This is a genomic window from Spirosoma fluminis, assembly GCF_054778895.1.
The window spans coordinates 753,039-777,318 of record NZ_BAAGZD010000004.1; the positions used below are offsets into that span (position 1 = coordinate 753,039).

A 24,280-nucleotide genomic window follows, 5' to 3' on the forward strand; every position below is an offset into this window, starting at 1 on the left:
GTTTGCTGAAAACCGTAGTGATCGGCTTGCTGATCATCTTCGGCATAGCCGTGCTTGTTGGCTTAGCCTCAACGCTGTTCGCGTAAATAAATGACCTAAACCTCTTGGCCGTTAACCACGCGCTCAATGGCCTCCAGGATTACGGCGCAGGCTTCATGGATCTGCTCGTCCGTAATGATCAGTGGTGGGGCTATGCGCATGGAGTTGTTACAAAACAGGAACCAGTCGGTAATGACGCCCGGTCTGGATAGACCGGCCGGGCTGTTCTCGATGGCTCGGTCGATAATGGGTTTCAGGACGTCGAACGATTCGAATTCTACCGCCAGCATTAATCCTTTGCCGCGTACTTCGTTAATGGCTGGGTGGTGCAGCAGTTGTTTGAACAACTGCCCTTTGGCTTCTGCTTTTTCGTGCAGTTTCTCGTTCTGTATGACCTGTAGGGTTGCCAGCGAAGCCGCACACGATACCGGATGCCCGCCGAACGTAGTGATATGACCCAGAACCGGGTTGTTCCGAAATACGCTCATTATAGCGGCCGAACTGATAAAGGCCCCAATCGGCATGCCTCCACCCATGCCTTTTGCGCACAGTACTACGTCGGGAACAACGCCGAAACCTTCGAACGCCCAGAACGTTCCCGTCCGGCCAAATCCGGTTTGGATCTCGTCAAAAATCAAGAGGGCTCCAACGTCCGTACAGCGCTGCCGAACGGCTTGTAAATAGGCCGCATCCGGCACCCGAACCCCTGCTTCGCCACCAATCACCTCCATCACGACGGCGGCCGTCTGGCTGGTGATCTGGCGAATGTCATCCTCGTTCTGAAAGCGAATCTGGCGGACACCCGGTAGGAGGGGACGGTAGTTCCGTTTGAAATTCTCATCGCCGGAGAGCGATAGAGCGCCCTGCGTTGAGCCATGGTAGGCGTTGACACAACTGACAATTTCGGTGCGGCCCGTATAGCGTTTCGCCAGTTTCATGGCTCCCTCAACGGCTTCAGTACCCGAGTTGGTAAAATATACTGTATTCAGACGGTCCGGCAGCGTTTGCGCCAGGGCGTGGGCCAGTTGCGTCTGGGGTGTCTGCACGTATTCACCGTATACCATCAGGTGCAGGTATTTGTCGAGCTGGTTCTGGATGGCTTCAAGAACTTTGGGATGCCGGTGGCCGACATTGCTGACCCCAATGCCCGAAATCAGGTCCATATACTGCCTGGGCGAGTCTGTCGAATCGACCGTCGAATAAATATACACGCCTTCGGCCCGGTCGATTTCCAACGCTAACGGGAAATCAGAGGTCTGGGCTACGTGCTGAAAAAATAACTGCCGGTGGGTCACCGTTTGCATAATGAAAAAATCAATATTGCTCCTTGAATTCCTTACCCTTTCAACCATGAAAACACTTCTTTTCGTTCTCTTACTTGGCCCAGTGTTTGCATGGGCACAGTTCGTGAAAATTACTCCAGAAGATACCCAACGCCGACAGTCGTATCTGCTGATGCGCGACGGTACGGTGGTTCGGGGGCAGATCCTGCGTCAGGACAGTACCCTTATCAGCGTCAGAAAACGGGGTGGCAACATGTCGTTCGTTGAAGCGGATCAGGTTGTCAGGATTTCGGCGGATCGGCCCGCACTACCCTCCAACGCCGTTGAGGCCCGATCGACCGCTCCCTACAAGGTGTTCGTGTTTCGGGATGGTTCGCAGGTGGAGGGAACGTTCGTGAAGCGCGATAGTACTATGATCACGGTGCGGAAGCGGAACGGTCAGTTCACGTATTTCGAGCCGGAACTGTTAGTACGTACCGATTCGGTATTGGTTGAAACACAAAGAGACACTAGCAGGCGGTTTCCAACCCAGTTCTCGCCCTGGCTGCTGACCGGAGTTACCGCTTACAATCCGGAGAAGGGGCGGTTTTATTACCGAAATACCTGGTTGCTGCTCAACGAGTTTAATTATGGGATTACAAGGCACTGGAGTGTAGGGGCTAGTTTTGTGTCGCCTGTTCCGGGTGTTCTGTTCAATGAACTATATTCGTCAGCAGCTGAGTACCTGATCAATACCTCACGTTTGTTTTCAAAAATAAGCGTACCTATTAGCGAACAGTTCCAGCTGGGGGTTAACGTGACTTACCAGGCCCGTGGGGCTCTCAATGTATTTGGAACAAGCGATCTCTGGACGTTGCAGGGACTCGCTTCGATTGGGACCAGTCAGCACCAGGTAACGGTGGGTTATGGGCAGACGCTGCCATCAAAGCAGACGTACACCTACTCGACGCCCCTCTGGTCATCTTCCGTGCCTCAGGTGTACACGTACACCCTTCCAACGTATCACTTTCTGACGATCGGGCTGATTCAGAAAGTGTCGCCGGGGCTAACGCTGGTTAGTGATAATAAAATTGCGCTCGGGCGACGGTACTATGCCTACGATGATGCGCGGGTGACGGTCTCGTTTGCCTGTCGCATTGACCGACGGCGGCATGCGTTTGATTTAGGCCTGTATTCGCTGGTTTACGAGAAACCGTACTTCAACGGCAGCAGGCCCATACGGATGTTTCCGTACGTGGGTTATAATCTGCTCATCGGACGTAACTAACTGCCCCTGCATTCATGAAATACCTGTTTCTGGGGCTTACCCTTTTGCTTGTGCCGTTACGTACGCTGGCGCAGGACGAGTATTATCCAAAAAACAAGACATCTGAATCCGTAAAGCCTACCTACGTAATAACCCTGAAAGACGGTACCCAGCTCCGGGGCGAACTGATACGACAGGATAGTTCGGAAGCCATTATCCGGACCCGTAATCTGGGCGAAATCCGGCTGAAGGCGGATCAGATTGTCCGGCTCGAGCAGATCGGTGCCCGCGCAGAAGGGGAGAGTTTCCCGAATCTGTTTCCGCAAACGATGCGGATCGCCCCAACGGCGTATTCGGCCGAAAAAGGAAAATTGTATTACCGAAACTACTTTCTTTATGTCAGCCAGTTGGAATATGGTATCAGCGACAATTGGAGCGTCGGCACTACGTTCTATTCATTCCTGCCCGCCAATCTGTTTAGCCTGAATACGAAAGTGTCGCTGCCTGTGGGCAACCGGGTCCGATTGGGGGTGAACGCTCAGTATGCCGCTGTTCGATTCAATGGCTTTCTGGAAGGGATTGGCTATCTTCAGGGGATTGTAACAGCTGGCGACCGGCAAAACAATACGACCTATGGCTTAGGCTGGAGCATCTCGAACGGTGAGGTCTCCCGCAATTTTGTGGGTACGTTCGGGCTGGTTCGTAAGGTCGGCCCAAAGCTGACGTTCATATCCGAAAACTTCGTGCTCTTTGGCAATGGTCAGGTAAACTTCGCGGGCCTATTGTCGGGAGGCATTCGCTTCGATCGCCGACGCCACGCGTTTGATCTGGCCGCTTACATTCCCATTATTATTGAGTCTGGGATAGAAACGCCCATTTTTTTTATGCCTTTTGCCAGTTATCACCTGCGTATCTCAAACTAGTACGTTCTGTCGTTAAGACAGAGGGATACCTGAATTTCCCGTATTTTCGCCGGTAGATACCTGACAACCCACTCTTTCATGCCCGAAGATCCAACTGATTTGCCTCCGTTTGCCCGTTCCTGGAACCAGTTATATGCCATCGTCCTTGGCAGCTTAGTGGCCGAGATCGTGTTGTTTTACGCTCTAATGCGCTGGTTGTCATGAGCAGTCTGGATTGGGGCGTGTTGGCCATTACGTTGCTGGGCGTAGTTGTCTACGGCATTGTGAAAAGCCGGGGCAATCGGAGTATGGACGACTACCTGCTGGCCGGGCAGTCGCTGCCGTGGTATCACGTCGGCCTGTCCGTAATGGCTACGCAGGCCAGTGCCGTTACGTTTCTGTCGGCACCAGGACAGGGATTTGCCGATGGGATGCGGTTCGTTCAGTTTTATTTTGGCCTGCCGCTGGCGATGGTTGTGCTGTCGGTGACCTTCGTGCCTATTTTTCATAAGCTCAAAGTATTTACTGCCTACGAATTTCTCGAAAACCGGTTTGATGCCCGCGTGCGAACGCTCACCGCCGGGCTGTTTCTGCTCCAGCGGGGCTTGTCGACGGGCTTGTCCATCTACGCGCCGGCCATTATTCTGTCGACGATACTGGGCTGGAATATATACTGGACGAATCTGATCATGGGCGGAATCGTGCTGATCTATACAGTTACGGGGGGCGCCAAAGCCATATCGTACACGCACCTCCAGCAGATGGCCATTGTTACGTTCGCCATGGCCCTGGCGGGGTATCTTACGGTCCGGCTGCTGCCCGAGGATGTGGGCTTTGTCGACGCCCTGCATGTAGCCGGTAAAGCCGGTCGGATGAACCTGATCGACCTTAAATTCGACCCCGACAGCCGCTACAACCTGTGGTCGGGACTAATCGGCGGATTTTTTCTGCAACTGTCGTATTTCGGTACCGATCAATCGCAGGTAGGGCGGTACCTGACCGGCGAGTCGATCGGGCAGAGCCGGCTGGGGCTGCTGATGAACGGGTTGCTGAAAGTGCCCATGCAGTTCCTGATTCTGCTGGTGGGCGTACTGGTATTCGTATTTTATCAGTTTAATCCGTCGCCAACCTTCTTCAATAAACAGGAAACCGACCGACTGAAACAAAGTCCCTACGCGGGGGCCTATCAGCTGGCGGAGATCAAGCACCAGAATCTGACAACGCAGCGCCAGCGCGCCGTTGCCGATATGCAGGTAGCGCTGAACCGGGACGATGAAGCCGGGCAGGAGTCAGCGGCTACGGTGCTTCGCGAAACCGACACGGCCCTGAAAGCCGTAAAAGCGGATGTAACGCAACTGATCAAGCAGAATAACCCGGCTGCCGACACCAACGATGTGAATTACGTATTCCTGCGGTTCGTACTCGATTACCTGCCGCACGGACTGGTCGGGCTACTGATCGCCGTGATCTTCAGCGCTTCGATGGGTTCGATTGCTGCGGCCTACAACTCCCTGGCCTCAACCACAGTCGTGGATGTGTACAAGCGCCTGGGCGATGGCAATGCCGACGACGCACACTACCTCAAAGCCTCCCGCTGGGCCACAATCGGGTGGGGGATATTCTGCATTGTCGTGGCTCAGTTCGCCAATCAGCTGGGTAGTATGATCGAAGCGGTGAACATCCTGGGCTCGTTGTTTTATGGCGTCATTCTGGGCGTATTTGTGATTGCGTTTTACATCAAATCCATCGGCGGACGGGCCACATTCTGGGCCACGATTATCGGGGAAGCTTTCGTGGTGCTCAGCTGGTACCTGGACCTGACCGCTTTTTTATGGCTGAACGTAATCGGCTGCCTGCTCGTAGTGGGTATTGCCTGGGCCCTGCAACGGTTTTTAGGCAGATAAACTACTGGTAATTAGTTGATTATTGTTGGAGGGTTATTAATTGCCAGGCAGCGCTTCTTTCCAGCAATTAAAAACATAAAAAACTAGATTAATCGCATAAATAATTGCAACTAAAGCGCTTAAAGAATCTGTTATATCACAAGAAATCCCCTCTTTATTTTCGTATTTTTACAGCGATCGACTTCGTTCGAATTCTTTCGTGTATCGAACGTAACCAGGGCGACTCGTACCACTCCACTTCCTTCAATATAGTTTAGTAATTCGGCCTTTTATACGCGTAACCTGTACCCATGAACGAAATGATTCGGAATCTCCTGACTGGAGAACGGATTGCAGAGGAATTATTTGTCCCAACTAACTACACACAAGAACAGGCCGAAGCAGCGAACGACGCTTTCGACAGCGCGGTGAAGCAATTTCTCCGCGATTGGATAGAAAACGGAACAACGGTTGATCCCAGCCGAAGTTTCGATACGGGCAGCTGCACGGAAACCTTCATTGAGCAGGGTGCGCTGCGTAGCTTCTTCAAGCATTACGAAGATGCCTTTGAGCAATTGCTCCGGGAGGAAGCCATTGCGCGGCACCTTCTTCGCCCGATCGAACAGGTTTATTTCCTGAATGATGCTTATGAGCCCATGCTGGCTAGGTTTGAGCAGCGGATTTATAATCTGGCTGCCCACCGGGAGCATCGCGAAGTCCCGTTCCGGTATACATCCGCCAGTCGGCAGGGTGATCACGGCGACACGATCGTATTTACCGAACATCCGGACTGGCAGGGCCGGGAAGACATCGGTATGTATTTTGGTACGCGCCGGTCTGACACCACGGCCTTAAATATTCTGGCCGACCAGTTGCATCAGGAAGCAGCCTACGCAGGCAGCCTGCCCATTCATGTTATGGTGGACGGGTACATGGAAGATGCCTTACGGGCCGTTCGGACGAGCGCCGAACGGTTGCAGCAGGAAGGTCATGAATTACCGCATTGTTTTATCATTCAGCGACGGCATGCCGCTGACGATCGCCATCTGGGGGGCGCTTTGCTGATCATGAATCCGCAGCAACCTGCCTTACCCCAGCGGGTTATATTCTGCGATACACTGAACCCATCGGGTCAGCCGCCCTGGTGGGAGCGGTTCCAGCATAAACTGGACGCTGTTTTTCCGCAGCCTGAGGGCCAGCAGCCCGCGTCGGCGATGCTGGAAGATGGAAGCGTAAAGCTTCAGCGTCTTCACGACGGGGTACCGGTACGTCATCAGGATATTGATTGTGCGTTTTACACCGCTTCTATTGGGCGGGCGTTGATTCAACTGGCCAAAGTCGATCCGGATCTGCTCATCTATGGTCCTATTGAGGAGATTGTCGGGCAAATGACGAGCCGTATGGTCGACTACTACGAATGTGCTCATCAGCCTAAAGCGCCGACGCTGGTTCGGGAGGTCAACGTAACCCGGCGCTGGAATACGGGCCGACAAGCCATCCGGAACATCCGGCAGCGGATCGCCCATGAGCAGGCCGTCGACGGTTTACTTGTTGAGATACATCTCGACCAGCGACTGGCAGGGTAAACTGTCTCAATCGGTTAAAGTCGTTTTAAATTAACAAAGCCCGGTTTTTCATTGAGAAACCGGGCTTTGCTGTTATAGGTAGTCTGAATAAGCTTTTAAGCCTTCTTCTTGCCTTTGCCAGCTTTCATCGCCGGAAGAGCAGGAGCTTTTGCCGTGTAATCGGCAATGCTTTTCTCAATGCCATCTTTGAAAAACGCGAAGGAAGGGTCGTTGGACGATTGGCCCATCGTCAGGGCTTTCTGCGCGATCGGCAAAGCATCGGTAAACTTACCCATCTGACCCAGGATCTGCGATTTTACGTATAGATTCCGGAACGTTTCTTTCATCGTAATTGACTTCTCAATCCAGCTCAAAGCCTGATCGAGGTTACGTCCTTTCGACAGATTGTAGCTGGCGGCTGCCTGCAGAACGGCCGGATCTTCGGGCTTCTCGGCAACGGCTTTATCAACGCTGGCGGCTGCAATCGCGCTGGTATTCACCCGCAGATCCGCGCTTGCCTTTGCGTTCGCCCACATAATATTCAGTTTGGCAGTGCTGTCGGTCAGGTCACTGAACCCAATCGTAAAGGTTTCGATCTTTTCGTTGCCCGACATCGATTTGATCTTCACCCGCAGTGCATCCTCTTCCTGTTTGTACGACTGCTCCGTAACGGCCTTGTTCTTGCTGAAAATCAATGTCCACTCATCCTGGGCAGGAATGGAAAGAATGGCATACGTACCAGCCGGTAACGACTGACCGTTCACCATCAGGTCGGTCGAGCTGGTGAAGGCCGTTGCCGAGTTCGCGCCGGTGCGCCATACTTTACCGTTGGGTACAAACGCATCGGTGAACGGTGAACGACCTTTCAGACTTGGCCGCGAATAAGTTACGGTGAAATCAGTGCTGCCCACCGTTTGTATGATTGTAGCACCAGGGCTAGGGGAGGGGAGTTTAATCTGTGCGGTAGCTAGTTGGGCGGTTAAGCACAACGTAGCAACACTCAGTGATAACTTACGCATAATTGTCTATAGAGTTTTTAAAACGTGACGAAATTGCGGCTTTTTACGCACAAACCCAAGTTATGCACCGTGAACCTTTGCTCGCTTTACTGCGGGAACACTTAGTCAACAGCCGATATGTTGTCGATGCCCACGAACAGGACATGACCAGAGCTACCCTTAATTTTGTGGTCCAGCATCCTGATTGTTTCGAGCGATCACTGCTGATCGGACACGTAACGGGCTCAGCCTGGATTGTAAGCCCCGACCGACAGCGGGTCGTTTTAATTCATCACCGCAAGCTCGATCGATGGTTTCAGCCGGGAGGCCATGCCGATGGTGACCCGGACGTAGCAGCTGTTGCCCTTCGCGAAGCGCAGGAAGAAACGGGGCTGACGTCAATACGCCTGGTGTCTCCTCAAATTTTCGATGTCGACATCCATCCGATTCCTGCTCGTGCTGATGTTCCCGGGCACTTGCACTATGACATCCGGTTTCTGTTTGAGGCAGACGAAACGGAGGCATTTGGTGAATCCGAAGAAATCAGGAATATTCAATGGGTAACGATATTAAATGCCAATCAGATTACTAGTTCTGAGTCAATTTATCGTATGATACGTAAAATTTTGTAAAAACTATAAATATAGTAGCTTCTTGACTAGTTTTTAATGTAGGACAAAGCTCTATTTTTGTCAGACAACAAAACCACAGAAGCTATGAAAATCCATGTCATAGTAGTAGCTGGTCTGAGCCTTCTGACGATGGCTGGTTCAGCTTTTGCGCAGGATACTCCCAATCCCGAAGAAACAAAACTGCGGAACGATCCGACGTATTCGACGAGCAACTATAAGCACCCAAATAAAGCTGCAACAGCCCGTCGCTGGCAAGGCAGTTCAGGAGTAACCGTCGGTCGGCCCGTGCCCAGCACTGAGCCCCTGGCAAACTACAAGCGGCAAGTGCCCGGCCAGCCAACAGGGAATGGTATTGTGGTGAATCACACGCCCTCGACAGATGTAGCGGATCGTAACTACAAAATGCAGCGCCCACTTCGGCCCGCTGCTACGTCGACAAACCCTGATATTGAAACCAAGCGTCGGGAGCAGCGTTCTATCAAAGACAAATCGAGTGTAGCGGCTGATTGATAGCAATTGCGGAGTTGACAGGGAAAGCCATCTGGTAATCGGGTAGCTTTTTTTGTTTGCCAGGTTTTATTAGTCGATATAGAAAAACAGTCTGCTTTGTAGACTTTACTGGCGGGAAACAGTCTGAATTCATCGTCTTTACGAACTGAGCTTAATGTTGGCCGCTGGACAAATTCACCGGCTGGTAACGACTAACTTCGTATCTTTGTCATAGATGCTTACGAAAAGCTTTTGGCAACGTTTTCTTCCACAACGTAAGGCGCACGAAATCAGTCAGGATGTTTGTTTCTGGCAGGTTGATATACACTCTCACCTGATTCCTGACTTAGATGATGGGGTTAAAAATCTGGATGAAACCCTAACGTGTCTGCAACAACTAGCAGATTGGGGTATTCGTAAAGTGATTACCACCCCCCACGTCAGCCGTGACTGGTATCCCAATTCGAGTACTGTCATGCGGGAGGGAATTCTGGCTGTGCAGAACCTCATCACCGAACACCAACTTCCACTTACCATTGAGGTAGCTGCTGAATACCTGCTCGATGACTTTTTCATGGAGTCGCTGGAGCAGGGAGATGTCCTGTCGTTTGGCGATCAGCGTTACCTGCTTGTTGAAACGGGCTGGTCATCCCCGCCCATGCGCCTGAGCGACATGCTCTTTCGCATCCAGACGCGTGGTTATACGCCCGTGCTGGCTCATCCGGAGCGTTACAAGTATTATCATACGGATAAAGCCGCGCTATTGCAGCTTCGTGAAGCCGGCTGCCTGTTCCAACTCAACTGGATGTCGCTTTGTGGGCGGTATGGTTCGCAGGTAGAGAAGCAGGCCCGTTATTTATTGCAACAGCAGTGTATAGACTTTATCGGTAGCGACTTACACCGTCCGGGTGATTTGAAGACAATGGCCCGATTATTTAATGATAAGGATTTGAAGCTGTTGAACGACCAACCGTTACTGAATTCCTCGTTAGTTGAAGCGTCCAAATTATAGACTAAGCACGACGCTTCGGCGCAGACGCGACCGTATCACACTGCACTCTTTTCGTGCAACGCGCTAGCAAGAGGTTGGCCCGTAAGTCGATATAGTTCGTTCACGAATTTGCGTAAGGTTGTTTCTTTATCCAGATTCCGCTCGGCGTAGTTTCGGGCATTCCGTTGATACGTCGACAAGTCTAAAGAAAGAGCGTCTTGAATTGCCCACTCTAACGCTTCCACAGACTCTGGCTCAATCAGAATACCCATTTGGTGTTTATGTACTACATCGTATAACGTAGTGCCTGGAATAGCTGAAACTAAGGCACAACCTCCGGCCGCCAGAATTCCCGTTAGTTTGGAAGGAAGAACCAGGTCTGACGCTGACTTCTTTTGTAAAACGAGATGGATATCCGCCGTAGCCAATAAGGCAGACAACTTTTCGTAAGGTTGCAACGGATGAAATGTTACGTTGTTGAGGCCATACTCCCGCACTAGTGCTTCCAATTTTGGCTTGCCGCCACCCGATCCAAAAATCATGAATTTGATTTCTGGCCGCGAGATGAATGATCGGGCCGCTTCAATGATTATTTCCAGCCCTTGTTTTTCGCCTAAACTACCCGAGTACAAAATAACCTGATCTGACTTTTGTAAACCTAGTTCCTGCCGTAACGACTTCGACTTCGGTTGCGGCCTAACGTACTGCCCATCGACCCAGTTTGGGAATAGCACACATTCCGATTGGATCACCTTTTTCTGCGCTACCTTCCGAACCATACCCTCACTGATGGTCGATACCACCGTACACCGCTTCAGAATGAAAGCTTCCACCTTAAACATGATGTCCAGAAACCGCTTGTTTTTCAACATACCCAGTTCTTTTGCCATGTCGATCTGTAAATCCTGGATATGACACCAGAGCGGCACTTTGCGGATTGTGCTGTACAAAACAGGCAGCAGACCCAAATGAAATGGGGGAGACAGACAGATGACAACATCGTAACGGACACCAAGGAAGACGGGTAACCAATAAAACAGACTGCTGAGTACAAACGAAAACTCATGCAATATACGCTTGCTCGAAGTAACCTGGCCAGGTACGTAAAATGGGCACCGATGCACTTGAACCCCCTCAATTGTTTCGGTATGCCACCACTTTCCTTTGTAAGATGTGTGAATTTCCCATTCCGGATAATATGGCATTGTCGTGATTACGTCCACTTCCTGCGCCTGTTGAGCCAACCAGGCACCCATTTCGCCGGTATATTTGCCAATACCTGTAAGCTCTGGCGAATAATTTATGCCGTAGATCAATATTCTCATACTCAATGCTTCTGAGCCTCTACAAAAATTTGTAAAGTACTGTTTTGCTTATAATCCGTTTAGTCAATCACACCAAAACCATACCACTACCGGCACCTAGGGCGCCCCAACATACATCACCCCAGTCAAAATGCCGAAGTGGTAGAATAAGTTGGCCTAATTCGGCAACAAGCGCAATGAGAACAGAAAATGCCCAAACTATTAGCCACCAATACCACTCAGGTGATTTACGTAATAGTGCGATACCACCGAGTATACCAAGCAATGCAAAAGGGACCGCTGTACGGGTGTTCATATTAGCCCTGCTATCTGTTCAATAGCCTAACCAGTTCGGTAAATAACCATATTTACTTAATTCGGGCTGAGGTAGCCAACTGAAAAAAAAAACAGCGGCTATTACAACCGCTATACAGAGGCTAAGTAATATTAACCGCACATCCCTTCGATTTAGATTGAAGCAACTGAGTTCCTATCTTTTTCACGTTGAGATGTCAGTAACTCTCTTGTTTTTATCACAATAAAGTACTCATACACTGCCTGAAGAGTAGCATTAGTCAGTCCGGCGTAGCCATCTAGGAAAGATCGGCGCCAAAGAACCAGATACAGCCATTTAATTATCGGACGGCCCGGAATCTTATAAAAAAGCCCTTTCTGATGGTACCGGCGCTCACTAAAATCTGAGCTGAACAAAGCCTTCTTCAACGAAAAATGGATGTCATTTTTATGCTCTTCAATCCACCGTTGAGCCTCCATGGTCGAATACGTATTATGCTTGCTTAACCAGTGATGGAGACCTTTGGAAAAAGGATAGTGTTCAAAATAGCCGTCTACGTCTTCAACAATGCCATCAACTTCGAGTACTTCATTAACCTCACGGTGGTAATGGGCTTTACCCCGGCGAACGAGACGAATATAAAATGGTGTCATCTGCGAATGTTGTAGCCAGGTATCGCCAAAATAGTCTCTGCGTCGTATCCGAAAGCCGTTTACTGAGTCGGGAACCTGACCTATCTTTCGCTTCAACTCTACAACAAGCTGCTGGGGCACCCGTTCATCAGCATCCAGAATCAATACCCAGGGATATAAAAAATGTAATGTATTTAAAGCCGCATTACGTTGTGAGGCATACCCATCAAAACGACGTAACGTAACAGTGGCTCCTACGCTTTTAGCAAGCACGACGGTCTGATCGTCGCTAAACGAATCAAACACATGGATGTCATCACACCAAGACACTGATTCCAGACAACCTGGTAAATCTCCCTCCTCATTCTTTGTTAATATTAATACTGAAATCATATTGAATGGGCTTCATGGGTGAGATGCTAGTAAAGGAGTATCGTAAGCTCTCCTTTTTAATGGCTTACAGGGGTGACCAGCACACACCATCCAGGCAGGCATATCTTTAGTCACTACAGATCGAGCCCCAATTACGCAGCCATTATCGATTGTCACGCCCGGATGAACAAAAGCTTCGGCGGCAACCCAGGCAAGATCACCAATATGGATCGGTTTTGTAATCAACGGAAAACCAGATTTTGTATAATCATGAGTACCGGCGCACAGATGTGCTCCCTGCGAAACTACCGCCCTATACCCAATTGTTATTACTGCCTGAGAATATAAGATAACGCCATTTGCCACGCCACATTCATCACCCAATACAAGGTTCCATGGAGCCCATATTTTAACGTTTGGATAAACATGCGTACTCCGCCCGACCTTAGCCCCAAAACAACGTAAAACAAGCGCGCGCCACGCATGAAATGGCTTTGGTGTGAAACGAAACATTAACGTATATACAACGCTCCAGAACACTCTGAGAAAACGGTTCCTTAGTGAAAAGGATGGACCTATATACGTATTCTGGTTATATACTGGACTTACCATATTGCTTAAAATTTATGAATCACCATTTATTTTAAATAAGTCGTGTTACCTGACTACCGCATTTATAGCAGATAAAGCGCCTTGGGCAAAATGGCTTAAACCCCATTTTTTAATGTGCTCCTGGCCATTATTTCCTAAAGTTCTAGAAAGCGCAGGATTAGTTAAAAACTTTTTTAGTAACTGATACAACTGACAAAAATATGTCGAATTAAACATATTGCCGTTTATATCGTGTAAAGTCAAATCAGGCAGGCTACCAACATGTTCAAATACGATAATGGGAGTTCCACAAGCCATTGCTTCATTAACGACTAGTCCCCTCTCTTCGCAAAGACTTAGAAGTATAAAAGCCTCACAGCGAGAAAGAAACAAAGGGGTTTGGTCGATTTGTTGGAAAGGATAAAATACAATATGAGGTCCTGTAAGCTGCTGATCGACCGTAGCAAGTTCATCAATAACCAATAGCCCCGTTGACATAGCTATGTTACGTAACTTCTCTTCGTAAGGACCTTCGCCTACTATTACTAAACCGACATCAAGGTTGGAGACAGTGCTCGCTAATTTTGCGTATGCTTCAATCAATACAGACAAGTTCTTTTAGGAACAAATCTTCCTAAATTAAGAAAGTATCGCTCAGATAAAATTTTACTAGGTAATTGGCTGGCAAAGTTGATCCAGTAAGCATCAAGATAGGCTACATCTATAGCATAATACTCACTATATACATTGAAGGATTTTTGACCATAGGCTTGTACGTATTCAACCTGAGGTATTCTACTAATTGAAGAAGTGTTGAAAAAGCGTACGAGAATGCACTTTAATAGTTTACCACCAACGTTCGCTTTCTCAGTTCCACGACAGGATTCATTCATTAAAATTGTTTTGCAATCGGTGAACTTCGCTCTAAGCAAATAGAACAGATTAAGCATAGGAGAATAGCTGGGTAGAAAAGAAACATTGAGGGTGTCAACCTTCGAAACTTCTACAACCTTAAAAGCAACTTCACAAGGTTGCAAGAACTCTACAAAAAAATTCTTATATAAAAGAATTATCTCAATACCGCTAATAGTCACTACATCGAAATTGTCATTACTATTTATTAATAAAAAACAAATAGTAATAACTTGTTATTTTTAGGTGTTAGCTCATCTCTTCGCAATCGAATTCTCACAATATGATAAGGACAAATTCTAAAAAAGGAACACATACTTTCATTTTTAAATATTCTTCAGACTTTCTCAAAAATTACTCTACTAATAAATTATAATCTTTAATATGCGAAGAAATGATATTCATGTACAATTTCCGAGAAGCATCTGGATTGAATTTGTCGAGTATATACTGCTTTGCATTATTTGACATCTCTAAAAGATTCGTATGATTAAGTAAAAACCATTCAATGGAATCAACGATGTCTTCTATACTTAAATTTATTATTATACCGGCTCCATAATTAGCTAATTCTGACATATTACATTCTTTAGTCAATATAACAGGTAGCCCGCAAGCCATAGCTTCTAATGCAGCATTAGGTAATCCTTCACTTTGTGATGGTAAAATAAACATATCAGCAGCAGCAAAGTGTTTATCTTTGTCATGACCAGTTACTAATCCGGAAAATTTTACTATAGTTTGTAATTGATTATTATAAATAATATTTTCTATTTTTGTTTTGTAATTGTTATCAGAAAATTCACCAGCTACAACAAGTATAAAATTTCTTTTATTATTAGGTAAATGTAAGATAGCCTCTAGTAATAAGTGCAAACCTTTTTTAGGGTGGATTCGTCCTAAATATAGTAAAGTTGGCATACTCAAAGAAAGGCCTAGATGTTGTTTGGCTAACACTTTATTATATAATGTAGCTTGTATCTCTACCCCATTAGGAATTACTCTTATTTTTGCCTCTTCATTTACATATAATTTAACATGTTGAGCCTCATCTTCGCTGTTTACGATTACGCCGGTAGCTTTATTTAAATTAGACTTCAAGTAGGCGTTGAAGCCAAACCACTTTTTTAATACGTTTCTTTTAACAATATATGGCTCAAGCATTCCGCATATTCTCAGATATACAGGTTTACCTGTAATCCATGCTAGTCTCAGAGCTAATCCATCGACTGGCCCCCAAATGCCAGTGGAGAAAATTACATCACTCTCTTTTATTAATAAATGTAACTCTTTAACAACACGAAAAAAATTTAACAACAGATTAGTAACATTAAAGTAATAATAGTTTACCTTTTCGTTTAATAAAACATTGTCTGATTCATTTCGTAAGCATGCTACGGTTATTTCCAAACATGGATTGCTTGTTAATAAATCTGTTATCCTAGCAATTTCGTTTGTGGGTCCACCAGATCTTGAAGACATGCTCTCTACTAGAAATAAAATTTTCATTTTGTATATTTCAATTCAGATGGATTGTTAATTAAAATATGAATATGCCTAAATTGGAATATGTCTTATCTTTTCATTTTTTCGGACAATTGAAATACTAAATTTTTTGCAGCAACGTCCCAACTGCCTATATTTTGAGCAGTTTTATGAGCTTCATATGCCATTGATTTTAATAATAAGGGATTATCCGCTAAAATTTGTAACTTTTCTAGTATCACATCTGAATTAAGTGGTTCAACAATGTACCCTTCTACACCATCTTTAATTAAATCATCACCTCCTGAATGAGTTGTAGTTATTAAAGGAACCCCATGCACTAATGCTTCTCCCTGCACTAAAGCGAGACCTTCTTCTATAGTTGGTAGAACAAAAACACTAGCACGCTTGTATTGATACTCTAGAGAGTCATCTTTAAGAGGTCCTGTGAAAACCACATTTGGAGGTATATTTATATTCTCCAAACCAGTAACTCGTGTCTTAGGGCCAACTATTATGAATTCTTTTTTGGGATGTTTGAGATTGCGAAATGCTTCAATAGCGTATCTTAAACCTTTTCTATAATGTAGTTGTCCTACGTATAACACTCGAAACGTAGAATCATTATTCTCATTGTGGAAATCAAATCCTTTAATATTCGGAAATCCAAAATTCACTTTTATTAACTTGTCAGGAGCAAACCCTTTCTGTATGAAAGAATCTCTCACAAACGTAGAGGGACAAAGAATAAAATCAGCTTGTTCATAAGCTAATAGTCGTAATTCATGATCGGGAATAACATCGTCAACAATACCTGATCTAAGTCGTTCATGTTCTTCTTTCATTAAATAATAATGATTATCTACATGGCTATTAACTTCTTCTAATACACAAAGCGTAGGTAATGACCTCTGCTTTAGTAAATTAGCTGTCCTATATCCCTGTGTTCTAAAATATAAAAATACATCAGACTCTTTTGCCCACTTATAAGAAGCTTTGTCTAAGCTATAATTAGATAATTTATTAACATGTGAATTGATTATGTCTGGTAGGCCAAGCATTAGGCCTGCTACATACAAGGTTTGAAAAAAATCATGCCTTTTAAGCTTGTCGCCTATACTTGGAATTGGAGAACGTGGACTTAGCCTACTAAAGCCTGAAACAAAAGCATGTAGGTTCCCTGCTCTGTTTAATGCTTCTGCATAAGGATAATGATGAGCTCTATTCGGAGCCGTGTAAGTAATTTTCATCTTTTGATAAAATTGACAAGTCTAGCTATGGAGATAAATAATAATATGGGATAAAAGAATGTTACTAAAGCAAAAAAGGAACGATATCCCCAAAACATTAAAAAAACGCCTACTCCTAATACGCCAATAGTTAATGGGATTTGTTTAGTTGAGTGAAGAATAATTCCATCGAAATATAAAAGGAATAATACGTATGTAAAGGCATAAATTATAATGCCAAAAATCCCAGCTGATAAGAAAGCTTCACCAACCACTGAATAAGTTAAACTTGTAGTGCCCATTGTCAATGGGCCATCTGAAATAAATGCTGACATCGAAGAAATGTCTTTGGCTCCATCTAATAAGGGCTTTTCAGGCCAGAAATAACGTGGAATAGGATTTAAAATTATTGCAAAATAATCATTAAACCCTTCAAAAGGATATTTATCCGGATGACTAGTAGTTATTAAACAAAAGAGATACATATTATTATCTCTATGAGTCTTAGTAGGGTCAAAAGAAGTTGCGGATTCAAGACCTTGAGACTTTGCTGCTTTAGTTGGGTCTGAAATAACATCTAAAAGTCCCCCTCTAAAGCGCACCTGTACTTCCATAATACCAATCACTATAAAAAATAATAATATTGCTATACCCCAGAATTTTAAGCCTTTATCATAATTATAATAGAAAAGAAAAAAAATCATTGGAGAAGCAACAAAGATCATTATACCCCTTGAGCCACTTAAAAAAAAGCTAAATATAACCAGTATACCACAGATAAGACAAAGTAGTTTTAACGCATAAGCTCTTTTACTTAATGTAATAAATGCCACAGTTGAAAATAATGGCGTTAGCTGCCACAACCACTCAAACGGCAACATTAAAGAGCTAATCCCACCAGCTGATTCACGTGCAACAAGACCAGTACCTGCATTCTCTGTGCGGCCAGCAATTATCGATTTCCATAAAGCTTCTGACGAGCCATGAAAAAGATAAAATATAAAAAGAGGTAACAAAAAAGAGATCATAGTTAACCATACATAGTCTGATGGTCTGATGTCTATTTTTTTTAGAAAGGTTAAATCTCTTGCAAATGTTGGTGTAAACTTATACCAGCATATATAGTAAAAAAAATTTAAAAATATCTGAAAAACACTGATCCAATAAAAAGCATGTAGTTTACTGGCAGCCGTGCTATATACGTATGCGTCATATCCTGGTAACACAGCCTCTAGATATAGAAACCATATAGGCGCTACATTTATGGCACATATGCAACTGAATATTAATGGAAACTGACGAATTGCTATTACGTAGGCTATTGGAAATAAAGAAATAATAATAGCAGCACTACCACAAATTATTACAGCTTGTTCTGATTCAGGGAAGAATACAAAGCAAAATAAATAGAAAGTTGATGCCAATAACTGTAATAAAGTATTGTATTTAGCTAGTTCTCTTAAATATAATATATTAACCATTTTTATGAATTAATTTTATATCTACTTACTAAGAGCTTTATTAGTTGTGTTGCTCAATAGCTTCGCCTTGAGCAGTGTATATGCTAATTTTGTGTCAACGTATATGCCATTCGTAAAGCTCTTCCAATTATCGTTAGTGAGTTGAAATGATTTATTTAATACATAAGGTATCATGAAAAGATCTACAATAAGTGTAGAAATCGCAGCGCCATACAAGCCGATACTTGATGATAGAATACTGCAAGTAACTACGGATAGTAGACAAGCACCTAGATAAAGACTTGCCAGTCCTTCATGGCGATTGCAGGCCATGTGTACAACACTACTAGTATACCAAAGTGCATTAAATGGGATCGGTAACAAAAATACTAGTAATAAAGCTTGTGGTAGTTCAATGGCTGCGCCGGTCCATAAATTGTATATGGTTTGTCCGAATATGGCTAGTATAAGAACTCCAATGTAAGACAAGACAATTGATGCGAAAACGCCCGTTCGATGTAATCGTGCTGCTTTCGAGAGGTTACCTTCACCGATGAGAATATTTATCTCTGGCCAGATAACTTGGTTAATCAATTCAAGCATCTGGTTAGCTGATCTTACAAGTGTTCTGACCGTACTAAATGTAGCTACTGCAACAGGGCCAAGAATGCCTTGCACTACGAACAGGTTTCCCTGAAATATTAAGGCATGACCAAGGGGGATAGCCTGAAATGCCATTCCTTTTCTAAACAAAAACCTCGCACTCGTAAAATCAGTGTCTTTGCTTGAAAACTTAATACTGGGTAAAGCTCTTACGCTAATTATCTGTAAGGCAAAACTATGTACTATAGTTGAAGCCAGTATTCCCAATGCGAGTATGTCAAACCTGGTTGTGAGCCTTAGGATAATAAACGTTACTAGCAATTCGAGCCAGGGCCTGAAGCTTGAGAGCGCTATGTAATAATGAGCCTTTCTACCGGCACGCAGCCTTCCGCCGAACAGTTCGTTTGAGAAGGATATGAATACGGATATTGTTAAGTAGATAACTGTAAGCGATAACTCGTTACGTCTTGACTGAGCAATGTCTAGATAGGCGCTAATGGGAACAATGTATACAGTTACGCCTATCAGTACGGTCCCAATCAGGCTGATGATAGCAGTTAATAACAGACTAGTAGAAAAAACTTCTCGTGCCTTCTTTAGTTCGCCAGAGGCATGGGCCATGGCTAATTCGTTGGCACCGACGCTGCCGAAACCTAAGCTTGCCAGTTGGAGCCAGGCGGGCAACGAATAGATAACCATCCATCGACCAAATTCTTCAACGGATAAGCTATGCAGGAACAAGGGTATTTGTAGTACCCGGAATATAACAACAGATAGTTTCCCCCAGGCGCTCGCAAACGTGTTTCTCAGCAATATTTTCTTGAGCTCCATGGCTTATGGCGTTACTGGGATTGACAAAGTCAATGCGCTTGTTATGTAGTTTTAGACAGGTTTCGGGTAAGGTCAGGCTGCATTACCAATCGATTCGGCTAGGTGACTGTACTTTTTACCAGACATTCATATTTCCCTTAACCATAGATTTGATGGTTAACCAGCAGATCCACAAATCCAGCATCAGATTTTTTTTTCGATTATAGAAGCGATCGTACTTAACCCGATGCTGCATTTTCATCAGACCCGATGTTTCGCCCCGGCAGCCCCGTACCTGAGCCAGACCTGTAATGCCCGGTTTAACCCGGTAGCGCTTTCGGTAGTCAGGCATTACATTCCAAAACTGGGCACTGTGCTGAAGGGCATGGGGACGTGGCCCGACAACGCTCATATCACCAATCAGGACGTTGAGGAATTGTGGCATTTCGTCAAGATTGGTCCGGCGTAAGAAACGGCCAATCGGCGTTACGCGATTGTCGTTTTGAGTAGCTTGTCTAAACTTTGCTCTGGGATCGTGGACCATAGTTCGAAATTTCAAACAATGAAAACTACTACCCCGGTAACCGGTACGTTTTTGAATGTAAAAAATGGGTCCTGGTGAGCCTATCCGAATCAATAGCCCAACTACTGGTATCAGCCAGGGCAATACAAGGAGCGTGATCACCAGGGCAAAACTGATATCAAACAGCCTTTTACCGATGTTTCTATAAGCGGAATTAGAGTGCCGGGTCCGTGGCTCTGCGTAGACATACAAGGGTTTGTAGTGCGAGTCAAGACTTAGCATAGAAAAATGAAATTCACGTTTAGATAGAAGGCTGTGAATAGTTGTGACACGGCTGAAACAGTACGTTAGGCCTTACCGCTCCCCAGGCGACGTTTTCTGGTCGGTTCTTCGTAGTAATCGCTATAGCTATAGTAGTATGATTCGCCTTCACCAACTCCGTTTAAAATAATACTTAATTTCTGGAAGCGCTGCTCTTTGTATAGCGTGTCGACCATTTTAATGTAAGTCTTCGGTGTGTGGTCGTGACGTACCATATACATCGTTGCATCCGCAAAAGGCGCTATCAATTGCGAATCTGTTACCAGCCCGACGGGAGGTGAGTCAACCAAAACGTAGTCGAAGCGGGCTTTGAGCTCCTCGAATAACTGCGCTAACCGGTCAGAACTTAACAGTTCAGAGGGGTTAGGGGGCAGAGGCCCGGCGGTAATGATAAAGTAATTTTCAGTACCCAGAACTGGCTGTATCAATTCGTCGATGGTCGACTCGCCAATAAGGTAGTTACTTATACCCACCCGGTTTTCTATATGCAGGCTCTTATGCAGTTTGGGCTTGCGCAAATCCATTTCCAGAATCACCGTTCTGCGGCCGACCAGCGCTAAACTGGCTCCCAAGTTCAAGGAAATAAACGATTTTCCTTCGCCACTGATACTGGACGTGAACAGGAGTACCTGACTTTTGTGCGGATCACTTCGTAAGAATTGCAGGTTGGTGCGTAACGCCCGGATCTGTTCGCCTATAACGGAATGCATTCGTGACTTGAATATTAAGCTCTCGCCAGCATCTTTTTTATTTTCAACCACTTCGCCTATAATCGGTATTTGTGTGACGGCTTCTACATCTTTCCGGCGTAAGATTCGGTTGTTGAGCGAATCCTTCACCATAATCAATCCAGCCGGAACAAGCATACCAATCATTCCAAACAGCAGAAAAATCGTGCTTTTCACGGGCCGGATCGGCAAATTGTCGGTGAAGGCAGCATCAATGACACGACTGTCTGAAATAGTTGAGGCAGCAGACAGCGCGGTTTCTTCCCGTTTTTGCAGCAGATACGTATATAACCCGTTTTTAATGGACTGCTGGCGGGTAATGTTCAGTAAGGCGCGTTCCTTACCCGGAACCGTACGTATCATACCTTCCATTCGCTTGTTGTTGGCGACTAGGTGGTTCCGGCTGCTGGTGAGCTGCTGGCGTATGGTCTGTATATTCTCGTTGATGCCTTCCTTAATCGTTTTGATCTGGCTATCCAGCGATTGAAGCAGTGGACTATTAACCGCCATCGTCCGTGAGGCTTCTTCCCGCTTCAACTCAAGCTCCGACACCTTGGTGAGCAAACCCGTAAGAACCGGATCACTCAATCCTAATGTAGCAGGGGTAATACTTTTCTCGTTCGATTGATTCTGTATGTAGCGCTCAATTTCGCCTAATCCACCCAGACGCATGTTAATCTCGTTTAACTGAGTGTCATTTCCCTGAACAGAAGCCAAAAACGTTTCGGCCTGGATGCTCAGGTCGGTTATACCCTGTGTCGATTTGTAAAGCTCTACTTCCTTTTCAACGGTCGAAAGTTCGCCGGATATTAACCCCAGCCGTTCTTCAATAAAACTAAGCGTGTTGTTCGCTTCCTTATTCTTATCGACAATCGCTTCCCGGTTATATTCGTTCACAAGCTGGTTCAGCACTAATTCACCTTTATCCGGAACCGCTTCTTCTAGGCTTAACGTAAGAACAGTGGCCTGCTTGGTGACTGGCTCGACCTTTAATCGCTTCAGATAATCTTTCACCGCGAGAGACCTCGGAAATACTTCCGCCAGCATATGAGGCATACCAGCATTGAGTGGCTTTCGCACAAAAATCCGGAGTCGACCGTATGGGGTTTGAATGCTTTGGTTTACGGGGTAATCTTTGCCATTCAACTGTATTGTCTTAGTATCTACAAAAGCAAGCTCAAGTTTATCCGTGTATAGTTGTGAGTTGGCCTTTTCGACGAGTATACGAATCGGCGACTCACTAAAGATTTCTTTATCGTACGTAGCAGTTGGCTGGTAGTAGCGGACATCGAGTCCCAAACTAGTAACCACTCGGGTCATCAAGGTATGGGACTTCAATATCTCGATTTCATTCTCAATGATCTTGCTGGTACTGAATAGATTAAGCTCCTTTAGTATACTTGCTTCAGGTGAGGCCCCTTCTTTTTTATCATCTTTAATCAAAAGGGAAGTCTGCACTCTATAAACAGGCACCTGGTATAATATGTATACGTAGGCAGCCCCTACGGCTAGTATCATTGACAGCACAAACCAGGGCCAGCTTCGGACATACCGCATCAAGGTAGCCCTAAAATTGAGCTGTTGATTTCCATCGTAGAGTTGATATGGGATATATGTATTTGGGACCATGAGATTTTGCCTTACTGGCGGACCAAAATTATAGTTAATATAGATAAAGCGCTGAGCATAATCGGCAGGATTTGATACGTACGGTCGGCGTTGGCAATACGTGCCTTGCCAGGCTCGACGTAGACAACATCGTTTGGGTGAAGATAATAATACGGCGACCTAAATACATCCCGTTTAGTCAGATCCACCCGGTTAAATGTACGTTGCCCGTTTTCTTCACGTATGATTAATATATTATTACGTTTTCCCTGGATGGTAATGTCCCCAGCCAGGCCCAGGGCCGCTGGAAGAGTAATCTGTTCGGTTGGAATCAAAAACAGGGACGGGCGGGCGACTTCGCCCTGTACCGCAATATGAAAACTTAAGTTTCGGACGTTTACGGTCGGCTCTTTCAGGTAATTGAGTAGCTTCTGCTTGATGGCGGCCGATGCCTGACTGCTCGTTAAACCTTGTACCGGTTGTTTGCCGACTAACGGCAACTCGATTTGACCATCCTCGCTGACCAGATAACCTGGCAGATACGGTATGGGCGTTGTTGGACTTTGAACGCCTGATGGTCCCGATGCGGCCGAAATCACGGCATACGGGTTAAAGAACGACGTAGCTTCCGGGCTCAGGCTACTTACCTGCACCGACAATACGTCTCCCACTTTAATAGTAGGAACGTAACGGGCAGCTAATGCTATGGTATCGTTATTAGAGCCGTTTTTCTGATAAAGAGTAAGCTCTCTACTGGATATACAGCCCGACAGGCACACGCATAACCCGATAAAGTAAAGCCCTGCTTGAGTATATAATCTTAGTAAATTCATAAACGTGTTTTCAATAGAATAACAGGGCTGGCTTTGTCAGTAAATTTAACTATGTTGGTGGGGTAGATAATTGACAAGAAATGCCTTAGATATCACGGAGGGATGCCAAGCGGCTCCCTAGGCCTGACTTCTCTTGCCGAGTTGATTTATCGTCTCAGTTACCCTGAACCAAACACACAGCAAGTCAGGCTAACTGAGCAGCTTTAACAGTAAATCAACGTTAGAATCACTCCATCAACCTGCCAGTATACTTTTAGCGAAGTACAGATGGAGAGCTATCTGTCTGAGTTTATAGTAAACAAAATGGCATAGATTGTCGGGTTAATTTGGTTTCTGACATTTTGGCGATTCAAACTTAGTGAAAAATCCCTAAGAAATAGGCAGATGGGCGAAGTCTAGCCGGCTGAAGTTTATAGAAAGTTACTAGCATACGGCGCACGCTCACCTCAGCGAATAGACGTTGATTCAGGTATTGCCATGCAAAGCCGTTACGCAGCTTCACCGCGGTTGACTGATGAGTTTTACTTGAAGACTACTTTCGGTTCC

Annotated in this window: 22 protein-coding genes; 8 read left to right on the top strand and 14 right to left on the bottom strand. The window is 45.5% G+C overall.

Annotation, left to right across the window (positions count from 1 at the left end; genetic code table 11):
- Positions 1 to 95 precede the first annotated feature (95 nt).
- Complete coding sequence (locus tag ACYVBJ_RS08780; protein WP_460981913.1) at positions 96 to 1,343, bottom strand: aspartate aminotransferase family protein; 1,248 nt, start codon at positions 1,341 to 1,343, stop codon at positions 96 to 98.
- Between the two features lie 46 nt (positions 1,344 to 1,389).
- Between ACYVBJ_RS08780 and ACYVBJ_RS08785 the strand changes: the two genes are divergently transcribed.
- From ACYVBJ_RS08785 to ACYVBJ_RS08805, 5 genes are all read left to right on the top strand, one after another.
- Positions 1,390 to 2,589, top strand: coding sequence for a hypothetical protein (locus ACYVBJ_RS08785; protein ID WP_460981914.1), 1,200 nt, complete (start codon positions 1,390 to 1,392; stop codon positions 2,587 to 2,589).
- Positions 2,590 to 2,603: 14 nt separating this feature from the next.
- Positions 2,604 to 3,491 carry a hypothetical protein gene (locus tag ACYVBJ_RS08790; RefSeq protein ID WP_460981915.1) on the top strand — a complete coding sequence of 296 codons (888 nt, stop codon included), beginning with the start codon at positions 2,604 to 2,606 and terminating at the stop codon, positions 3,489 to 3,491.
- A gap of 78 nt (positions 3,492 to 3,569) precedes the next feature.
- The gene (locus ACYVBJ_RS08795; protein ID WP_460981916.1) at positions 3,570 to 3,695 is read left to right on the top strand and encodes a hypothetical protein; all 126 of its coding nucleotides are present in this window, start codon (positions 3,570 to 3,572) and stop codon (positions 3,693 to 3,695) included.
- Positions 3,692 to 5,374 carry a sodium:solute symporter family protein gene (locus ACYVBJ_RS08800; RefSeq protein ID WP_460981917.1) on the top strand — a complete coding sequence of 561 codons (1,683 nt, stop codon included), beginning with the start codon at positions 3,692 to 3,694 and terminating at the stop codon, positions 5,372 to 5,374. Before ACYVBJ_RS08795 ends, ACYVBJ_RS08800 begins: the two co-directional genes overlap by 4 nt.
- Positions 5,375 to 5,664: 290 nt before the next feature.
- Complete coding sequence (locus ACYVBJ_RS08805) at positions 5,665 to 6,939, top strand: hypothetical protein (protein ID WP_460981918.1); 1,275 nt, start codon at positions 5,665 to 5,667, stop codon at positions 6,937 to 6,939.
- A gap of 95 nt (positions 6,940 to 7,034) precedes the next feature.
- On the opposite strand, the gene ACYVBJ_RS08810 is transcribed toward ACYVBJ_RS08805, so the two are convergent.
- Positions 7,035 to 7,937, bottom strand: coding sequence for a DUF2911 domain-containing protein (locus ACYVBJ_RS08810; protein ID WP_460981919.1), 903 nt, complete (start codon positions 7,935 to 7,937; stop codon positions 7,035 to 7,037).
- Between the two features lie 62 nt (positions 7,938 to 7,999).
- On the opposite strand from ACYVBJ_RS08810, the gene ACYVBJ_RS08815 reads away from it, so the two are divergent.
- From ACYVBJ_RS08815 to ACYVBJ_RS08825, 3 genes are all read left to right on the top strand, one after another.
- On the top strand, positions 8,000 to 8,548 hold the full coding sequence (locus tag ACYVBJ_RS08815; RefSeq protein WP_460981920.1) for an NUDIX hydrolase: 549 nt from the start codon (positions 8,000 to 8,002) through the stop codon (positions 8,546 to 8,548).
- Between the two features lie 84 nt (positions 8,549 to 8,632).
- Complete coding sequence (locus ACYVBJ_RS08820; RefSeq protein WP_460981921.1) at positions 8,633 to 9,058, top strand: hypothetical protein; 426 nt, start codon at positions 8,633 to 8,635, stop codon at positions 9,056 to 9,058.
- Positions 9,059 to 9,272: 214 nt separating this feature from the next.
- Positions 9,273 to 10,049: a tyrosine-protein phosphatase gene (locus tag ACYVBJ_RS08825; protein WP_460981922.1), complete on the top strand. Its 777-nt coding sequence runs from the start codon at positions 9,273 to 9,275 to the stop codon at positions 10,047 to 10,049.
- Positions 10,050 to 10,084: 35 nt separating this feature from the next.
- Here the strand turns inward: ACYVBJ_RS08825 and ACYVBJ_RS08830 are convergent, their stop codons facing one another.
- From ACYVBJ_RS08830 to ACYVBJ_RS08885, 12 genes are all read right to left on the bottom strand, one after another.
- Complete coding sequence (locus ACYVBJ_RS08830; protein WP_460981923.1) at positions 10,085 to 11,353, bottom strand: WcaI family glycosyltransferase; 1,269 nt, start codon at positions 11,351 to 11,353, stop codon at positions 10,085 to 10,087.
- A gap of 67 nt (positions 11,354 to 11,420) precedes the next feature.
- Positions 11,421 to 11,648 carry a VanZ family protein gene (locus tag ACYVBJ_RS08835; RefSeq protein WP_460981924.1) on the bottom strand — a complete coding sequence of 76 codons (228 nt, stop codon included), beginning with the start codon at positions 11,646 to 11,648 and terminating at the stop codon, positions 11,421 to 11,423.
- A 152-nt stretch (positions 11,649 to 11,800) separates the two neighbouring features.
- Positions 11,801 to 12,652 (bottom strand): glycosyltransferase family 2 protein, encoded by an 852-nt coding sequence (locus ACYVBJ_RS08840; protein ID WP_460981925.1) that lies wholly within the window; start codon positions 12,650 to 12,652, stop codon positions 11,801 to 11,803.
- A 12-nt stretch (positions 12,653 to 12,664) separates the two neighbouring features.
- On the bottom strand, positions 12,665 to 13,243 hold the full coding sequence (locus tag ACYVBJ_RS08845) for an LbetaH domain-containing protein (protein ID WP_460981926.1): 579 nt from the start codon (positions 13,241 to 13,243) through the stop codon (positions 12,665 to 12,667).
- Between the two features lie 45 nt (positions 13,244 to 13,288).
- On the bottom strand, positions 13,289 to 13,834 hold the full coding sequence (locus ACYVBJ_RS08850) for a glycosyltransferase family 4 protein (RefSeq protein ID WP_460981927.1): 546 nt from the start codon (positions 13,832 to 13,834) through the stop codon (positions 13,289 to 13,291).
- 654 nt (positions 13,835 to 14,488) lie between these two features.
- Positions 14,489 to 15,643, bottom strand: coding sequence for a glycosyltransferase (locus ACYVBJ_RS08855; protein ID WP_460981928.1), 1,155 nt, complete (start codon positions 15,641 to 15,643; stop codon positions 14,489 to 14,491).
- 65 nt (positions 15,644 to 15,708) lie between these two features.
- Entirely contained in the window at positions 15,709 to 16,869 is a 1,161-nt protein-coding gene (locus ACYVBJ_RS08860) for a glycosyltransferase family 4 protein (protein ID WP_460981929.1), read from the bottom strand.
- Positions 16,866 to 18,329 (bottom strand): O-antigen polymerase, encoded by a 1,464-nt coding sequence (locus tag ACYVBJ_RS08865; protein ID WP_460981930.1) that lies wholly within the window; start codon positions 18,327 to 18,329, stop codon positions 16,866 to 16,868. The genes ACYVBJ_RS08860 and ACYVBJ_RS08865 overlap by 4 nt, the downstream gene beginning before the upstream one ends.
- Before the next feature lie 21 nt (positions 18,330 to 18,350).
- Positions 18,351 to 19,742, bottom strand: coding sequence for a lipopolysaccharide biosynthesis protein (locus ACYVBJ_RS08870; RefSeq protein ID WP_460981931.1), 1,392 nt, complete (start codon positions 19,740 to 19,742; stop codon positions 18,351 to 18,353).
- Between the two features lie 115 nt (positions 19,743 to 19,857).
- A complete protein-coding gene (locus tag ACYVBJ_RS08875) occupies positions 19,858 to 20,526 on the bottom strand; it encodes a sugar transferase (protein WP_460981932.1) in 669 nt (222 codons plus the stop codon).
- Positions 20,527 to 20,591: 65 nt separating this feature from the next.
- Complete coding sequence (locus tag ACYVBJ_RS08880) at positions 20,592 to 22,922, bottom strand: GumC family protein (protein WP_460981933.1); 2,331 nt, start codon at positions 22,920 to 22,922, stop codon at positions 20,592 to 20,594.
- An 11-nt stretch (positions 22,923 to 22,933) separates the two neighbouring features.
- Complete coding sequence (locus ACYVBJ_RS08885; protein ID WP_460981934.1) at positions 22,934 to 23,734, bottom strand: polysaccharide biosynthesis/export family protein; 801 nt, start codon at positions 23,732 to 23,734, stop codon at positions 22,934 to 22,936.
- Positions 23,735 to 24,280: the final 546 nt, after the last annotated feature.

What these genes read in the sequence shown, in the direction of transcription:
- ACYVBJ_RS08790 (WP_460981915.1), top strand. Translation starts at nt 2,604, where the DNA reads ATGAAATACCTGTTTCTGGGGCTTACCCTTTTGCTTGTGCCGTTACGT.
- ACYVBJ_RS08875 (WP_460981932.1), bottom strand. Translation starts at nt 20,526, where the DNA reads ATGCTAAGTCTTGACTCGCACTACAAACCCTTGTATGTCTACGCAGAG.
- ACYVBJ_RS08825 (WP_460981922.1), top strand. Translation starts at nt 9,273, where the DNA reads ATGCTTACGAAAAGCTTTTGGCAACGTTTTCTTCCACAACGTAAGGCG.
- ACYVBJ_RS08800 (WP_460981917.1), top strand. Translation starts at nt 3,692, where the DNA reads ATGAGCAGTCTGGATTGGGGCGTGTTGGCCATTACGTTGCTGGGCGTA.
- ACYVBJ_RS08840 (WP_460981925.1), bottom strand. Translation starts at nt 12,652, where the DNA reads ATGATTTCAGTATTAATATTAACAAAGAATGAGGAGGGAGATTTACCA.
- ACYVBJ_RS08820 (WP_460981921.1), top strand. Translation starts at nt 8,633, where the DNA reads ATGAAAATCCATGTCATAGTAGTAGCTGGTCTGAGCCTTCTGACGATG.
- ACYVBJ_RS08860 (WP_460981929.1), bottom strand. Translation starts at nt 16,869, where the DNA reads ATGAAAATTACTTACACGGCTCCGAATAGAGCTCATCATTATCCTTAT.
- ACYVBJ_RS08815 (WP_460981920.1), top strand. Translation starts at nt 8,000, where the DNA reads ATGCACCGTGAACCTTTGCTCGCTTTACTGCGGGAACACTTAGTCAAC.
- ACYVBJ_RS08810 (WP_460981919.1), bottom strand. Translation starts at nt 7,937, where the DNA reads ATGCGTAAGTTATCACTGAGTGTTGCTACGTTGTGCTTAACCGCCCAA.
- ACYVBJ_RS08870 (WP_460981931.1), bottom strand. Translation starts at nt 19,742, where the DNA reads ATGGAGCTCAAGAAAATATTGCTGAGAAACACGTTTGCGAGCGCCTGG.
- ACYVBJ_RS08835 (WP_460981924.1), bottom strand. Translation starts at nt 11,648, where the DNA reads ATGAACACCCGTACAGCGGTCCCTTTTGCATTGCTTGGTATACTCGGT.
- ACYVBJ_RS08845 (WP_460981926.1), bottom strand. Translation starts at nt 13,243, where the DNA reads ATGGTAAGTCCAGTATATAACCAGAATACGTATATAGGTCCATCCTTT.
- ACYVBJ_RS08865 (WP_460981930.1), bottom strand. Translation starts at nt 18,329, where the DNA reads ATGGTTAATATATTATATTTAAGAGAACTAGCTAAATACAATACTTTA.
- ACYVBJ_RS08780 (WP_460981913.1), bottom strand. Translation starts at nt 1,343, where the DNA reads ATGCAAACGGTGACCCACCGGCAGTTATTTTTTCAGCACGTAGCCCAG.
- ACYVBJ_RS08855 (WP_460981928.1), bottom strand. Translation starts at nt 15,643, where the DNA reads ATGAAAATTTTATTTCTAGTAGAGAGCATGTCTTCAAGATCTGGTGGA.
- ACYVBJ_RS08885 (WP_460981934.1), bottom strand. Translation starts at nt 23,734, where the DNA reads ATGAATTTACTAAGATTATATACTCAAGCAGGGCTTTACTTTATCGGG.
- ACYVBJ_RS08880 (WP_460981933.1), bottom strand. Translation starts at nt 22,922, where the DNA reads ATGGTCCCAAATACATATATCCCATATCAACTCTACGATGGAAATCAA.
- ACYVBJ_RS08805 (WP_460981918.1), top strand. Translation starts at nt 5,665, where the DNA reads ATGAACGAAATGATTCGGAATCTCCTGACTGGAGAACGGATTGCAGAG.
- ACYVBJ_RS08830 (WP_460981923.1), bottom strand. Translation starts at nt 11,353, where the DNA reads ATGAGAATATTGATCTACGGCATAAATTATTCGCCAGAGCTTACAGGT.
- ACYVBJ_RS08795 (WP_460981916.1), top strand. Translation starts at nt 3,570, where the DNA reads ATGCCCGAAGATCCAACTGATTTGCCTCCGTTTGCCCGTTCCTGGAAC.
- ACYVBJ_RS08785 (WP_460981914.1), top strand. Translation starts at nt 1,390, where the DNA reads ATGAAAACACTTCTTTTCGTTCTCTTACTTGGCCCAGTGTTTGCATGG.